Origin of the sequence: Stenotrophomonas maltophilia (assembly GCF_023518235.1) — a bacterium.
GTDB lineage: Bacteria > Pseudomonadota > Gammaproteobacteria > Xanthomonadales > Xanthomonadaceae > Stenotrophomonas.
The window spans coordinates 3,321,139-3,335,950 of record NZ_CP090423.1 but is presented as its reverse complement, the minus strand read 5'-3'; the positions used below and the strand labels follow the sequence as shown (position 1 = coordinate 3,335,950).

10 protein-coding genes are annotated in these 14,812 nt (G+C 69.7%); 7 read left to right on the top strand and 3 right to left on the bottom strand.

All coding sequences use genetic code 11. The features are described 5' to 3' along the window. Together LZ605_RS15615 and LZ605_RS15610 are read left to right on the top strand one after the other, a co-directional pair. Positions 1 to 2,040, top strand: coding sequence for an FUSC family protein (locus LZ605_RS15615; RefSeq protein WP_249842405.1), 2,040 nt, complete (start codon positions 1 to 3; stop codon positions 2,038 to 2,040). 92 nt (positions 2,041 to 2,132) lie between these two features. After that, a complete protein-coding gene (locus LZ605_RS15610) occupies positions 2,133 to 2,531 on the top strand; it encodes a hypothetical protein (RefSeq protein ID WP_249842404.1) in 399 nt (132 codons plus the stop codon). A 106-nt stretch (positions 2,532 to 2,637) separates the two neighbouring features. Here LZ605_RS15610 and recD read toward each other — a convergent pair whose 3' ends face one another. Genes recD through recC form a run of 3 tightly spaced genes read right to left on the bottom strand, consistent with a single transcriptional unit; the run spans position 2,638 to position 11,536 of the window. Further along, positions 2,638 to 4,518 carry an exodeoxyribonuclease V subunit alpha gene (gene recD / locus LZ605_RS15605; protein WP_249842403.1) on the bottom strand — a complete coding sequence of 627 codons (1,881 nt, stop codon included), beginning with the start codon at positions 4,516 to 4,518 and terminating at the stop codon, positions 2,638 to 2,640. Next, the gene (gene recB / locus LZ605_RS15600) at positions 4,515 to 8,195 is read right to left on the bottom strand and encodes an exodeoxyribonuclease V subunit beta (RefSeq protein WP_249842402.1); all 3,681 of its coding nucleotides are present in this window, start codon (positions 8,193 to 8,195) and stop codon (positions 4,515 to 4,517) included. Before recB ends, recD begins: the two co-directional genes overlap by 4 nt. Next, entirely contained in the window at positions 8,192 to 11,536 is a 3,345-nt protein-coding gene (gene recC / locus LZ605_RS15595; RefSeq protein ID WP_249842401.1) for an exodeoxyribonuclease V subunit gamma, read from the bottom strand. Before recC ends, recB begins: the two co-directional genes overlap by 4 nt. A gap of 193 nt (positions 11,537 to 11,729) precedes the next feature. Between recC and LZ605_RS15590 the strand changes: the two genes are divergently transcribed. Genes LZ605_RS15590 through LZ605_RS15570 form a run of 5 tightly spaced genes read left to right on the top strand, consistent with a single transcriptional unit; the run spans position 11,730 to position 14,811 of the window. Beyond that, complete coding sequence (locus LZ605_RS15590; RefSeq protein ID WP_249842400.1) at positions 11,730 to 12,518, top strand: ABC transporter ATP-binding protein; 789 nt, start codon at positions 11,730 to 11,732, stop codon at positions 12,516 to 12,518. Beyond that, entirely contained in the window at positions 12,518 to 13,267 is a 750-nt protein-coding gene (locus LZ605_RS15585; protein ID WP_107231290.1) for an MlaE family lipid ABC transporter permease subunit, read from the top strand. The genes LZ605_RS15590 and LZ605_RS15585 overlap by 1 nt, the downstream gene beginning before the upstream one ends. A 59-nt stretch (positions 13,268 to 13,326) precedes the next feature. After that, the gene (mlaD, locus tag LZ605_RS15580; RefSeq protein ID WP_057495957.1) at positions 13,327 to 13,851 is read left to right on the top strand and encodes an outer membrane lipid asymmetry maintenance protein MlaD; all 525 of its coding nucleotides are present in this window, start codon (positions 13,327 to 13,329) and stop codon (positions 13,849 to 13,851) included. After that, positions 13,848 to 14,510: an MlaC/ttg2D family ABC transporter substrate-binding protein gene (locus tag LZ605_RS15575; protein ID WP_249842399.1), complete on the top strand. Its 663-nt coding sequence runs from the start codon at positions 13,848 to 13,850 to the stop codon at positions 14,508 to 14,510. Before mlaD ends, LZ605_RS15575 begins: the two co-directional genes overlap by 4 nt. Next, a complete protein-coding gene (locus LZ605_RS15570; RefSeq protein WP_249842398.1) occupies positions 14,500 to 14,811 on the top strand; it encodes an STAS domain-containing protein in 312 nt (103 codons plus the stop codon). The genes LZ605_RS15575 and LZ605_RS15570 overlap by 11 nt, the downstream gene beginning before the upstream one ends. Position 14,812 lies beyond the last annotated feature (1 nt).

The following is a 14,812-nucleotide window of genomic DNA, read 5'->3' as shown; positions in this document are numbered from 1 at the left end:
ATGAACGCGCTGACCGACCGCCAGGCCTGGCTGTTCTCGATCAAGACCTATCTGGCCGCGGTGGCCGCGCTGTACATCGCCATGGCCGGCAACCTGTCGCGCCCGTACTGGGCGATGGGCACGGTGTACATCGTCAGCCAGCCACTGCTGGGCCCAACCCGCGCCAAGGGCGTATACCGCATCGTCGGCACGCTGGTGGCCGGGCTGGCCACCCTGCTGGTACTGCCGGCGCTGGTGGAAACGCCGCTGCTGCTGAGCGCAGCGATGTCGATCTGGCTGGCCGGCTGCCTGTTCATGGCCCTGCTCAACCGCGGGCCGCGCGGCTACGCATTCCTGCTGGCCGGCTACACCACCGCCTTCATCGGCTTCCCGGCGGTGACCTCGCCGGAAACCATCTTCGACACGGTGGTGGCACGCAGCGAGGAGATCATCCTCGGCACGGTGGTGGCAGTGCTGTTTGCTTCGCTGCTGTTCCCGGCCTCGGTACGACCGATGCTGCGTGCACGCATCGGCAACTGGATGGAGGACGCCGCGCAGTGGTGCCGGCAGATCCTCGAACGTGGCCGCGCGCATGCGCCGCGCAACCGGCTGGCCGCCGACCTGGTGCAGTTCGAGGCACTGATCGAGTTCCTGCGCCGCGACGACCCGCGCCATGCCGGTTCGGCGGTGTCGATGGAGCGCCTGCGCGAGCGCATGCTGCTGCTGTTGCCGGTGCTGTCGTCGATTGCCGATCGCCTGAGCGCGCTGCGCAGCGACGGCCAGGGCCTGCCCGAGGGGCTGCCGGCACTGGTGGACGATATCCACGACTGGCTGGACGGGCCGACCAACGCCAGCGAGTACGCTCGCCTGCGCGCGCGCATCAGCGCACTGAAGCCGCAGGTGGACCGCGACCTGCAGCACCTGCAGCTGGCCAGCCTGCTGCTGCGCCTGGAGGAGCTGGTGGACCTGTGGCAGGACTGCCGCACCCTGCAGCACGCAATCGACAACGGCACTGCGCCGCTGGATCGCGCGCATTACCGCATCCGCACCGAACGGGTGGCCGCCGACAAGCACGTCGACTACGGCATGGCGCTGTTCTCCGCGCTCAGCGCCGGCGTGGCGCTGATGAGCTACTGCGTGCTGTGGATCGCACTCGGTTGGGAAGGTGGTGGCAACGGCGCGATGATGGCCGCGGTGACCGCCGCGTTCTTCGCCGCACAGGACGACCCGGCACCGAGCATGGTCTCGTTCCTGGTGTGGGCGATGGTCGCCTCGGTGGTGGCCGGCGTGTACCTGTTCGGCGTGTTCCCGGCGGTGCACGACTTCGGCCTGCTGGCGCTGGTGCTGGCGGTGGTGTTCCTGCCGCTGGGCCTGATGCTGCACCACCCGAAGAGCGCGCTGTTCGCACTGCCGTTGACGGTGAACCTGGCCGCGCTGCTGAGCCTGCAGAACACCTACAGCGCCAACATCCAGACCTTCCTCAACTCGTCCATCGCGATGTTCATCGGCATTGGTTTTGCTGTGGTGATGACCCGCCTGTTCCGTTCGGTGGGTGCCGAATGGACCGCGCGCCGGCTGGTGCGACAGGGCTGGACCACGTTGGCCGAGGCCGCCGAGGGCCGTGGCCAGCAGGACCGGCAGCGCTTCGCCGCACGCATGCTCGACCTGCTGGGCCTGCTCGCACCGCGCCTGGCGGCGACGCCGGAAGGCAGCGACATCGCCTCGGTGGACATGCTCAACGAGGCACGCATCGGCCTGAACATCCTGCAGTTGCGCCGCGCCCGTCTGGAGCTGCCCGAGCGCAGCCGCGAGGCGGTCGAGCACATCCTGGAGGACATCGCCGCGCACTACCGGCGGCAGATTGCCGCGCGCAAACCGATGGTGGCGGCCGAGGCGCTGCGCGAGCGGTTGGATACCTCGCTGGGCCGGGTTGGCAGCGTGGGCGCGTGCAAGGCCCGCGACGAGGCGCTGATGGGCCTGATCGGCCTGCGCTTTGCGCTGTTCCCGGAGGCGAAGGCGCTGGCGCCGGGGTTGGCAATGGACATGGCAACGCAGCCGTAGCGCGCTACCCTGCGAGTCCACAGACTCCGCTCCGGGGTCGGATCCTTCGTCCCGGCGAAGGCTCTGACCCCCGCTCTGCACAGGAAGCTCCAATGAGTTACGACATGATGGTGTTCGAGGCCAGCGCCGCTCCACGGGAGGCCGCGGCCTTCATCGCCTGGTTCGAGAAGCAGACGCAGTGGAACGAGCGCCACGACTATGACGACCCGGCCGTCAGCAGCCCCGCGCTGCAGGCGTGGTTCGCCGAGATGGCGCAGGAGTTCCCGCCGTTGAACGGGCCGTTGAGCAACGACGAGGACGACCGTGCCGAGGTAACCGAGTACAGCATCGGCGGCCAGGTGATCTACGCCGCGTTTGCCTATTCGGTGGCCGAACGTGCGCATGGCCGCGTGCAGGACCTGGCCGAGAAGCACGGCGTGGGCTTCTTCGATGTCAGTGCCGATGAAGCGGCCATCGTCTTCCCCGATGGGTTGGTCCTGATCGCGGAATGACGCCGGGTCGGATCCCTCCCGAAGGGAGCGCGCTGACCCGGAACGTGCGTGTCTCGGGCGACAAGGTCAGAGCCCGTTCCCGGTGGGAACGGGCTCCGACCCCGGTTCAGAACAACTGGCCCTGCACCGTGGGTTGCTCGATGGGTGCCGGTGCTTCGGCCACATCGTCGGCACCCAGCCGCCAGGCCAGACCACCGAGGCGGCTGGCGTGGCGCTTCAACGCAGCCTGCAACACGTCGGCGCTGCCGGCCACATGCAGCACCTGGCGGGCGCGGGTCAGGCCGGTGTAGACCAGCTCGCGCGACAGCACGCGGCTGTCCTGGCGTGGCAGCTGCAACCACACTTCATCGAACTCCGAACCCTGCGCCTTGTGCACCGTCATCGCGAACGCGCTTTCGTGCGCGGGCAACGCGGCCGGGTGGAAGGCGCGCGGCTGCTCGACGGTCTCGCCGGGGAACCAGGCCACCATCGCGCCGCGGCCATCGCGCAGGCAGATGCCGATATCGCCGTTGAACAGGCGGTGCCGATAGCTGTTCTCGGTGACCAGCAGCAGGCGGCCCTGGAAGTAGCCCGGGGTATTGCCGGCCAGCAGCTGTTCGATACGGCTGTTGAGGCCACGTGCCCCCTGCGGGCCTTCGCGCAATGCGGTCAGCACGCGCAGGCGCCCGGCCTGCTGCAGCGCAAGCACCGGATCGGCCGCCTCGGCCAGCGCGCGCCAATGGCCGAGCAGATGCTCACGCTGGCCGCGCAATGGATCGGCCTCACCTTCGTGGAAGTGCACGCCCGCCAGCGACCCACCACGCAGCAGCTGCAAGGCGGTGCTGCTGTCGCCCTCGCGCACGGCATGCGCCAGCGGCGCCAGGTCCAGCGCATCGCTCTGCCGGTAGCCGCGTTGCAGCTGCACGCGGCGACCGGCGAAGGGGCGTGGTGCGGCCAGGGGTTGCAGCGTGGCCGGCGCCAGCAGGCCATGCAGCGCCTGCGCGTCGTCGGCGCGGGTGCCGATGCCATCGCCGCTGGCGCGCAGGATCGCGCTGAGCACATCACCAGCCTCGACCGACGGCAGCTGGTCTGGGTCGCCAAGGAGAATCAGGCGGGTGCCGCTGGCGATCGCGTCGACCAGCTTGGTCATCATCGGCAGATCGATCATCGAGGCTTCGTCGACCACCACCACATCCACCGGCAGCGGATTGTCGGCGTGGTGCCGGAAGCGTGGTGAATCGGGAATCACCCCGAGCAGGCGATGCAGGGTGGTGCCGGTACTGGGCAATGCCGCGCACAGCGCCGGGTCCAGTCCTTGTTCCTGCAGACGTTGCACGGCTACGCGCAGACTCTCGGCCATGCGTTCGGCGGCGCGCCCGGTGGGTGCGGCCAAGGCCACCTCGGGCAGCGGTTGGCCCGCCTGCCGGGCCTGTGCCGCCAGCAACAGCAACAGGCGCGCGATGGTGGTGGTCTTGCCGGTGCCGGGACCGCCCGTCACCAGCGCCAGCGGATGACGCAGGGTCACGCCGGCGGCGCGCGCCTGGTGATCCTCATGGCCCGCTGCCTGCGGGAACAGGCGCGCGAACAGCGGTGCCAGTGCGCTCATGTCCGGTGCCGGCAGCGGATGGCGGCCGATGCGCTGCAGGCCGGAGGCCAGCTGGCGTTCGTACTCGCGGTAGCGGCGCAGGTACAGCAGGCCGTTCTCCAGCACCAGCGGTACGTCCTCGGCGATGGCGTCGGCCTGCTCGGGTGTCGCCACCCACGGCGACGCACGCAGCTGTGCCAGCCAGTCCTGCGCAGCAGGCCACTCGGGTACGCCTTCCAGCAACCGCTGCGGCTGCGCCGGATGGAAGCCGGCGTGGCCCTGCGACACCGCCAGCGAGGCCAGTGCCGCAGCCAAGGCCACGCTCTCGGGCGTGTCCTCGCGCAGCCGTTGCAGGCTGGTCGCCAGTGCGTGGTCGAGGGTGCGCAGCAGGCCCTTCTGGTGCAGTTCCTTCAGCAGGCTCATGCGCTGGCTCCCCGCGCACGCGCGGCCAGTTCGGCCTGGGCCTGCTCGCCACCGGCGAACAGCGCATCCAGCGCATCCACCAGTGCCAGCGGGAAGCGGTCCACATGCACGCCGTTGCCCGTGCCATCCAGGCCGCGGCAGAACAGGTAGCGGATGCCGCCCATGTCACGCTCGTAGTCGTAGGCCGCGCCCAGCCGGAAGCGCAGCCAGCGATGCAGGGCCACGGTGTAGATCAGCGCCTGCAGGTCGTATTCGCTGTGGCGCATGGCAATGGCCAGCAGGTCCGGGCTGTAGCCGGGCAGGCGGTTGGACTTGTAGTCGAGCACGTACCAGCGCCCGTCGCGCACGTAGGTGAGGTCGATCATGCCGGTCATCAGCCCTTCCAGCCGACGGCGCTGGCCGAAGCCACGGCGTGCGCTGGAAACGCCGTGTGCGTGCAGCACCTGCAGCAGCGCCGGCACGGTGGTGGCCTCGATGGCGAAGTGGAAGTCGATTTCGGCGCGGCGCTCGCCTTCACCGAGGCTGTGCAGTGCACCGCCCTCGGGCAGCGGCACGGTCAGCGTGTGGCCCACCAGCGGCACCAGCACCGCCACGCCATCATCAAGGTCGGCATCGGCATAGCCTTCGTCGTGCAGCGCCCTGCGCAGCACCTCGGCCTGCCGTTCGGGCGCGTCCAGGCCCGGCTGCCAATCCGCCCAGGCGGCGAAGTCGACGTTCTCCATCGCCTCATGCAGCACGTTGCCGAAGCGGCTGCCCATGAAACGCGGGTCGAGCGGTGTGCTGTCTTCGGCGACCGCGGCGGGTTCCGGCAGGGCCGGTTCCAGCGGCAGTTCCGGGCCGGCCGGTTCGTCGGCCGCCGGTGCTGGCAGTTCGGTGGCAGCCGCTTCGATATCGTCGCCGGCGCCAGCATCGGCGTGCGCCAGCTGGGTGAAGCTGTACACCCACCAGTCGTGCGGCACGCGCCGGCTCAGCGCGCGCACGGCCGGAAGGTCACCTTCCACCTCGGCGGCCAGCGGCGGCAGGGCGGCGGGCACTTCGCTGTCATCGACACTTACATCGGCCTGCCCACGCAGCACCTGCAGGTCGCCCAGCAGGGGTGCCAGGCGCGTCTTTCCCAACCCGGCCAGGTCGCCCACGGCGATCCACAGCGCGTGCTCGGCACGGGTCAGGCCGACATATAGCAGGCGCGCATCCTCGGCGCGTTGTTCGCGTTCGCGCTGCGCGGCGGCGGCCTCCCAGGCCTCGTCCCGGTCCAGTTTCCAGTGCAGCTGGCGCTGGCCATCCACATGTATCGTGCAGTGCGCCGCCGTGTTGGGGGCGCCGCCGTCGATGCCGACGAACGGCAGGAACACCAGCGGGTATTCCAGGCCCTTGCTCTTGTGCAGGGTGATGATCTGCACGCGGCGCGCGTCCGACTCCAGGCGCAGCAGCTGCTGCTCGTCATCCTGGTCGGCGCTGGCCATCTGGCCCTGCAGCCAATCCAGCAGGCCGTGCATGCCCAGCGCCTGCGCCGAGGCCTCCTGCAGCAGTTCGCCCAGCTGCAGGTAGTTGGTCAGGCGACGTTCGCCGTCGATCAGCGCCAGCAGGCGTTCGCCCTGTTCGGCACACACATCGGCGATCACCGCGAACGGTCCGCCGCGCTGCCAGCGCTCGCGCCACTGCAGCAGCTGCGCCTGGAATCCGCGTTGCAGATCGCCTTCGCGCTCCATTGCGGCGATCGCACTGGCACGTTGACCGAGCAGCACGGTGGCCAGCGCTGCGCGCAGGCGGCCTTCGTCAGCCGGTTGCAGCAGTGCCAGCAGCAGCGCACGAAGATCACGCGCTTCGGGGGTGGCGAACAGGCTCTGCTTGCCGGCCGCCACCGCCGGAATGCCGGCCGCAGCCAGCGCGCGCTGCACCAGGGTGGCCTCGCGGTGCGAACGCACCAGCACGGCGATGTCACCCGGCTGCACCGGTCGCCCTCGCAGCACGGCCCTGCCGGCGCGCGCGTCGACCAGGGTCTGGTGGATGGCGGCGACGCAGGCCCGGGTGGCCGCCTCGCGCGAAGCGTCGGCGCTCATTGCCTTGTCGCCGCCACTGCGCAGCACACGCAGGGTCAAGCCGGGGGCGCAGAGGCCGTCGCGCAGGTAATCATCATCGCCGCGCACCCCGCCAGGGCGTACCGGTTCGAACTGGATGTCGGGTTCGAGGAAGGCGTCCTCGCCGCCGTTGTCATACAGCGCCTGCAGCGCGCGCAGCACGCCCGGGCGGGAACGGAAGTTCTGGTCCAGCACCGGCGCCTGCTGCGCCGCCTGCTTGGCCTTCAGGTAGGTGTGGATATCACCTCCGCGGAAGCCATAGATGGCCTGCTTCGGGTCACCGATCAGGAACAGCGCCGGCGCCAGGCCCAGCTCGCGCACCTCCGGCGAATCGCCGAACACGGTGTGGAAGATGCCCCACTGGCGGTCGTCGGTGTCCTGGAACTCATCGACCAGCGCGATGCGGTACTGCGCGCGCAGCTGCCGGACCAGCGCCAGCCGCTGCGGGCCTTCCAGGGCCAACGCCACGCCATCGATCAGGTCATCGTAGGTCTGTACCCGGCGCGTGCGCTTCAGTGCCTGCAGGCGTTGCGTGGCTTCGTCGCGCAGCATGTGCAGGAAATTCAGCGCGGTGGCGCGCAGCCAGGTGTCACGCTCGGCCAGCAGCGCGACGTAGCGGGCCAGCTCGGCCTGCAGCGGCGACGACGGCGTGCGCTCGGCGAACTTCTTGTTGGTCTTGGCCGCCAGCGCCTCCGGCAGCAGCGCCGGCAGGCGTTCGCTGATCAGCAGCTCGCGCGGGTCGGCGCGCTCGGCCCAGCCCAGCAGCTGCCGGCCCAGCGGATGCAGCCAGCCCAGCTTGTAGGACACGCCGTTGATCCACTTGTTGTCGACCGCATCGCAGAGGTCGATGAAGAACTGCTCGCCGTGTTCGCGCACGCGTGCAGACAGCGCTTCCGCCGCGTCCTGCAGGGCCACCTGCGGATCGGCCAGCGCCACCGGCTGCGGCAGCGGGTGCAGGGGCGGCGCCGCCAGCAGCGCGCGCAGATCGGCGGCCAGTGCGTCCGGGGTGGACCACAGCCAGGTCAGCGGCTCCAGCGTGGCCGGGTCATTGGCATGCACGCGCCACAGATCCGCTGCCAGTTCCTCCAGCAGCTCGCGGTCACCGGCCAGCAGTTCCGGCGGGTCGAAGGTGTGGCCACTCTCCAGCGCATGCTCGCGCAGCACGCGGGTGCAGAAACCGTGGATGGTGAAGATCGAAGCGAGGTCGATCTCATCGGCGGCCACCTGCAGGCGGCGCTTCAATGCCGGCGCGCTTTCGCTGCCTCCCCGCAGATGACGCTGCAGTACCTCGCGGGTGAGGCGCACGTCCGGCGCTTCGCCCTCGGCCGGCTCCAGATCGACCAGCCGCGCCGCCAGCGCCAGGCGCTCGCGGATGCGCTTGCGAAGTTCCTGGGTGGCGGCATCGGTGAAGGTCACCGCCAGGATCTGGCCGATGCGCAGGCCCTGCTCCACCACCAGGCGGGTGAACAGCGTGGCCAGGGTGAAGGTCTTGCCGGTACCGGCGCTGGCCTCGATCAGGCGGATGCCATGCAGCGGCAGCGCCAGGTAGGGATCACCGCCGGAGCGGTCGATGCGGTCGTCCACGTTGACGTTGTTCATTCGCTGCCCTCCTGGCGTGCATCCGTACCAAGAGTGCGGCCTTCGCGTACCGCACTGAAGACCACCAGGCTGTTGCGCAGCAGATCGGCATAGCTGGCGTCGGTGGCGAACGGATCGGCACCGCGCAGCAGCAGCTGCCAGGCGTCGCTGCCGGATTCACCCCAGCTGCGATCGCTGCCATGCCACTGCTTCCAGCCTTCGCTGCGTTGCTTCTCGCCCGCGGTGCTGTACAGCACCCAGCCGGTATAGGGCGCAAAGCGCAGCGGTTCGCGCAGGCCGCGCTGGCGCAGTTGCAGCAACGCACGCAACGCCGCGCGTGCTGCCGACACGCTCAACGCCGGCTGCACATGCGGGCCCGGCCCGGCATCGCCACCGTCGTGGAACTGCACCAGTGGCAAGGCATCACCGGCGGCATTGGCCAACAGCCAATCCAGGCCCTGGCGGATCACCGCATTGCCGTTGAGGGTGCCTGCGCGCAGGCGCACCAGGCCTTCGGGATGGCGGTCGGCGATCCGGCCGTGCAGGCGCACGCCATCGATGTTCACCTCATAGCGGCGGCTTTCCAGCGCTTGGCCCTGCATCCAGCCCAGCAGGGCGCTGGCATACGGGCGGGTCTTCAACTGCTCCACCTCGAACTGGCGCTCGCCCAACGCACCGGAAGGCAGCAGGCCGCGCGCGCGCAGCCGCGGATACAACGGCTCGGTGTCACCATTGAGCGTGGCCCGCACCACCGCCGCCTGCACGCTGCGCTTTTCCGGGCCGCGCGAAGACAGCACCAGCGGCTCCAGGTCGTCCACCTCTTCAACCTCATCGGCCAGGCGCAGGCCGAGCGACTGCGCCAGGAACTGCCCGGCCGGGTCGCACAGGAAACGGCGCAGGCTATCGAGCGCAACCTCGTCTTCCACCGCGTCCTCCGGCGGTGGCGGCAGCGGCGCGTCGAACCACGGCGGCAGGCCACCGCGCTGGCCGCTCAACCGGCCCGCTGCCGGATGCCATTGGCGGCGATAGCTGAAACGGCGCGGATCGCCATCGCCGAACGCCGCCGGCGAGAACGGCTGCAGCGCATGGCGCACGGTGAAACCACCCACCGCCGCCGCCGGATCGAGGTGATATGCGGCAGCGGCATCGATCAGTTCGCTGACCAGCACCGACGGTTCGCGCACGCTGCCATCGCGCGGATCGGCGCCCAGGTAGCTGAGATAGAACACTTCCTGCGCGGCGGCGAACAGCTGCAGGAACAGGAAGCGGTCATCCTCGCGGGTGGAGCGGTCGCCCGGACGGCGGCGCGGTGTATCCAGCTCGGCGGTGAGCTGGTTGAGGCCCGCGGCCGGATCGCGGCGCGGGAAATCACCGTCGTTGAGCCCCAGTACGCAGATCACCCGGAACGGCAGCAGGCGCATCGGCACCATGCGGCCAAAGCTGATGCCACCGGTCAACAGCGGCGCACGCGTATCGGCCTCGCCCAGTGCACCGGCAAAGTGTGCACGCACCACCTCCGATGGCACGCCCTCGTCGAAGCCGGCCTTGGCAGCGTCTTCGGCAAACTGGTTGAGCAGCTTGCGCAGGCGCTCCAGCGCACGCTGGCTGTTGGGCGAGCTGGGCGCGGCCGGCAGCAGCGCCTCGAGCAGCGACAGCAGGCGCTGCCGCCACTGCGCCGGCGTCAGCCGTTCGCCGAGGCGGCGCTGGTACACGGCCAGCACGCGCAGCAGCCGCAGCAGCCGGTCCAGCGCCTCCAGCGCGCCGCCTTCCAGCTCGATCCACGGTGCCACCCCGGCCAGGTCGGCCTCGCTGCCGGTGGCATGGCCCAGCAGCAAGCGGTCCAGTGCGAACTGCCAGGTGTAGGCATCGTCGGCCGGCGCCTGGTGCTGGTGGCGGTGCCTGGCATCCAGGCCCCAGCGCGCGCCGGCCTGCTGCAGCCAGCCGTGCAGGCGATCGAAGTCCACCGCTTCCAGTCCGGCCGCTTCGGCCAATGGCGCGCTGGCCAGCAGGTCCAGCACCTCGTTCAGGCCGAAGCGCGAGACCGGCAGGCCCAGCAGGTGCACGAACACATCGGCCAGCGGCTCGCCGGCCAGCGGGCTGCTGTCGGCCAGCGCATAGGGAATGTGCTCGTCCTCGCCGGCGCGACCACCGAACACCGCTTCCAGGTAAGGCACGTACGGGTCGATATCCGGCGCCAGCACCGCGATCTCACGCGCCTGCAGCGGCGGGTCGAAGCGAGGGTCCTGCAGCAGGCTGCGCAGCTGGTCATGCAGTACCTGCAGCTCGCGCAGGCGGGTGTGGCAGGCGTGTACCTGCAGGCTGGGGTCGTCGCTGCGCAGCCCGTCGCGCAGTGCGCCCGAGGGCAGCGCGCGGCGGTGGAAAAGGTCGCGCTGCAGCCGGTGCAGCAGGCTGTCGGACAGGCCGCCGTCGTCCAGGCTCGGCCGGGTGTCCTCTTCCGGATCGGAATAGGCGGCGATCTCGCCGGCCGGGTGCACCACCTCGTAGCTGCCCAGTACCGCCATGAAGTCGCGCCCGGCCGCGCCCCAGGCTTCCAGCAGGCGGTTCTCGCCGGCGGCCTCGCCGAAGGGGTCGGGCGCGCCGCTGCGCAGGCGCTCGGCCAGCGTCTGCAGGTCGCCCCAGTACGACTGCACCGGAGTGGGCATGTAGAAATGGAGTTCGCCCACCCGCGCCTGGGTCGCCATCACCCGCAGCACGTCGGGGGAGATGTTGAGCGTTGCGAACGCGGACATGCGCAGCGGCAGGCCCTGCGGCAGGGGTTGTTCGGGCCCTTCGAAGCGGTCCAGGTAGGCCTGGATGCGGCGCGCGCGGTAGTCGCGCCCTTCGGCGATGGTGCGCCAGAGGATCGCCTGCGGATCGGCCGGATCGGCGCCGGCCTCCCAGCGCAGCAGCCAGTCGCGGCGCCAGGCCTGGTACTTCTCGAATACCGAGGCCAGCTCCCCGGCCAGCGCCCAGGGCTTGAGTGCATCGTCGCCGGCAAGGTAGCTCTGCAGCGCGCGCATCGGCGGTTGCGCCAACAGGGACGGATCACGCAGCGCCTGGTACAGCTTCCAGTGCAGGCCGGCGGCATCCAGATCGTCGTGTTCGCCCGGCACATTGGCGTTGAGTGCACGCGCCACGAACTCACCGGGCGTGAGGAACTCAAGATTGGCGGCCACGCCATACTCGGCGGCCAGCGTCGCCTGCAGCCAGCGCCGCATCGCCACCTGCGGGATCAGCACCACTTCCGGGGCGAGCAGCGGCTGGCCCGGAACCGGCGCACGCACGTTGCGCGCCAGCAGCGCGGCCAGCACGTCCAGGGAGTTGGAATGGTAGAGGCGGAAGTCGCTGCCCGGGTCACTCATCGTGCACAGTGTGCAGCACCGCAGGCTGTATTCAATGGCCGATGCCGTCACCGGTACGGATTGTTCCGGCGCCCCCGCCGATTGTCCCGGGCCGGGCGAGCCCTTGTCGTGCAACAATACTGGACCGTCCAGTCTGCTTTTGTTCAGCCGACTGACCCGATCCTTCGATGTCTAAAAAACGTTAATGGTGCCCATGTCGGCTTCCGCCTCCAGTCTGGTGCAGTTGTCCAACGTCCGCATCGAACGGAGCGGGCGCACGATCCTGCGCGACGTCTCGCTGCAGGTGCGCACGGGCAGCATCACCGCCGTGCTCGGTCCGTCCGGCAGCGGCAAGTCGACCCTGCTGGCGGCACTGACCGGCGAGCTGCGCCCGGTCGCCGGCGAGGTCACGCTGTTCGGCAAGCCCATCCCGCACGACAGCGGTGCACTGCTGGAGATGCGCAAAAGCGTGGGCGTGCTGCTGCAGGGCAACGGCCTGCTGACCGACCTTACCGTGGCCGAGAACGTCGAGCTGCCGCTGCGCACGCATACGCGCCTGCCCAGGGCCGTGCTGCGCCGGCTGGTGGAGATGAAGCTGCATGCGGTGGGGCTGCTGGCCGCCTCCGATGCCTGGCCGCGTGAGCTGTCCGGCGGCATGGCGCGCCGCGTGGCGCTGGCCCGTGCGCTGGCGCTGGACCCGCCGCTGATGATCTATGACGAGCCCCTGACCGGGCTGGACCCGATCGCCTCCGGGGTGATCATGAGCCTGATCCAGCGCCTCAACCACAGCCTGGGCCTGACCAGCATCATCGTCACCCACCACGTGCACGAGACCCTGCCGATCTGCGACCAGGTGATTGCGATCGCCAATGGCGGCATCGTCTTCCAGGGTACGCCCGAAGCGCTGCAGTCCAGCCAGGACCCGCTGCTGCGGCAGTTCCTGCATGGCCAGCCCGATGGCCCCATCCCGTTCGATGCCGCGCCGCGTGCGAGGGTTGCCTGATGCCGTTCGTTCAAGCCACCCGTTCGCTGGGCCGCGCCGGCCTGTTCTCGCTGACCGTGCTGCGCGGTTCGCTGCCGACCCGTGATTTCCTGGCCGAACTGACCCGCGAGATCTACAAGATCGGCGCGCGCTCGCTGCCGATCATCGCCGTCGGTGGCGCCTTCGTCGGCCTGGTCCTGACCCTGCAGGGCTATCGCACGCTGACCACCTTCGGTGCGGCAGACGCGCTGTCGACCCTGCTTGGCCTGTCGCTGTACCGCGAGCTGGCCCCGGTGCTGACCGCGCTGTTGTTCATCGGCCGCGCCGGCAGCTCGATCGCCGCCGAACTGGGCCTGATGCGCGCCACCGACCAGATCAAGGCGCTGGAGCTGATGGCCATCGACCCGGTGGCCAAGGCCGTGGCGCCGCGCTTCTGGGCAGCGGTGCTGACCGTGCCACTGCTGACCGGCGTCTTCTGTTCGCTGGCGATCAGTGCCAGCTACTTCGAAGCGGTGCACGTGCTGGGCCTGGACAATGGCGTGTTCTGGTCGGCGCTGCGCAACAGCGTGGACTTCTGGGATGACTTCGGCGTGGCGATGCTGAAGTCGGCAATCTTCGGCGGCACCGCCGCGCTGGTTGCCGCCTACGTTGGTTTCCACGCCGAGCCGACCATCGAGGGCACCTCGGTGGCGACCACCCGGGCGGTGGTCAACGCCTCGCTGCTGGTGCTGATGTTCAACTTCGTGCTGTCGGCAATGTTGTTCACCTAACCCCTCCACCGGCGGTGCGCAGGCGCGCGCGGCCACCACGACTCGATCAGGTAATCCACATGGCCATCCGCGGTCCCAGACTCGAATTCTCCGTCGGCGCTTTCCTGCTGCTGGCCCTGGCCTCGCTGATGGTGCTGGCCGTGGCCTCTACCAACCAGCGCTGGAGCTGGGGCAGCGACGGCTATGAGCTGAAGGCACGCTTTTCCCAGGTCGGCCAGCTGCGCAAGCAGGCGCCGGTCAAGATCGGCGGCGTCACCGTCGGCCAGGTCGCGGCGATCGACCTGGACCCGGTGAAGTTCGAATCCATCGTGACCCTGCGCATGGACAGCAAGGTCAAGGACCTGCCGGCGGACACCTCGGCCGGCATCTTCACCAGTGGTTTGCTCGGCGAGAGCTATATCGGTCTGCAGCCGGGCGGTGATCCGGAAGTGCTCAAGGCCGGCGACGAGATCGTCTTCACCCAGCCGGCGGTGGACCTGATCCAGCTGGTCGGCAAGTACATGTTCAGTGGCGGCGCCGGTGGCGGCGCTGCTCAGAAGCCCAACGATGGCGCGCAGGCGCCTGCAACGGAACCGCAACCATGAAGATGAAACTGATCCCGGCCCTGCTCGCCTCGGCGCTGCTGGTAGCCACCCCGTTCCTGGCCCAGGCCCAGGCCGCCGCCCCCGCCGCAGCCGCGACCCAGGGCCAGGCCGGCAAGGTGGTGATCGATGCCAGCAGCCGCATCCTGGCCACCCTGCAGCAGCGCAAGAGCGAGTTCACCAGCAACCCGGCCAGCCTGCGCAGCTACATCGACAGCGAACTGACCCGCACCTTCGACCGCGACTACGCCGCGCGCCTGGTGCTGGGCCCGCACGCCCGCGGCGCCTCGGACGCGGACATCAAGCTGTTTGCCGATGCGATGGCCGACAGCCTGATGCAGCGCTACGGCTCGACCCTGCTCAACATCCAGGGCAAGCCCAGCTTCCGCCTGAAGGGTGAGAGCCCGCTGCCGGGCAACCGCGGCGTGCGCGTGAGCACCGAGCTGGTGCGCGCCGGCAACGAGCCGACGCCGGTCGAATACTGGATGCGCAACGTGAATGGCCAGTGGAAGATCTTCGACGTCAACATCGAAGGCATTTCCTACGTGCAGACCTTCCGCAACCAGTTCGACACCCCGCTGCGCCAGAAGGGCATCAAGCAGGTGGCCAGCGACCTGCGCAGCGGCAGCATGCAGGCCGGGCCCACGGGCAATGGCAAGTAACGCACTGGCGCTGCTGGAGGGCGACACCCTGCGCCTGCGCGGTCTGCTTGACCGTGCCGCGGTGATCGCGCTGTGGCCGCAGCTGCAGGCGCTGCCGGCGAAGCTGGCACGGCTGGACCTGGGCGAGGTCGAGCGCGTGGACAGCGCCGGCCTGGCCCTGCTCGCCGAGCTTTCGGCGCGCGCACGCAAGGCTGGTCACCCGCTGGCGATTTCCGGCATACCGGCAGGCTTCAACGAGCTGAGCGCGGCCTACCGGCTGTCGCCCGACCTGGATTTCACTGCAACTTCTGCTGCGAGCTGAC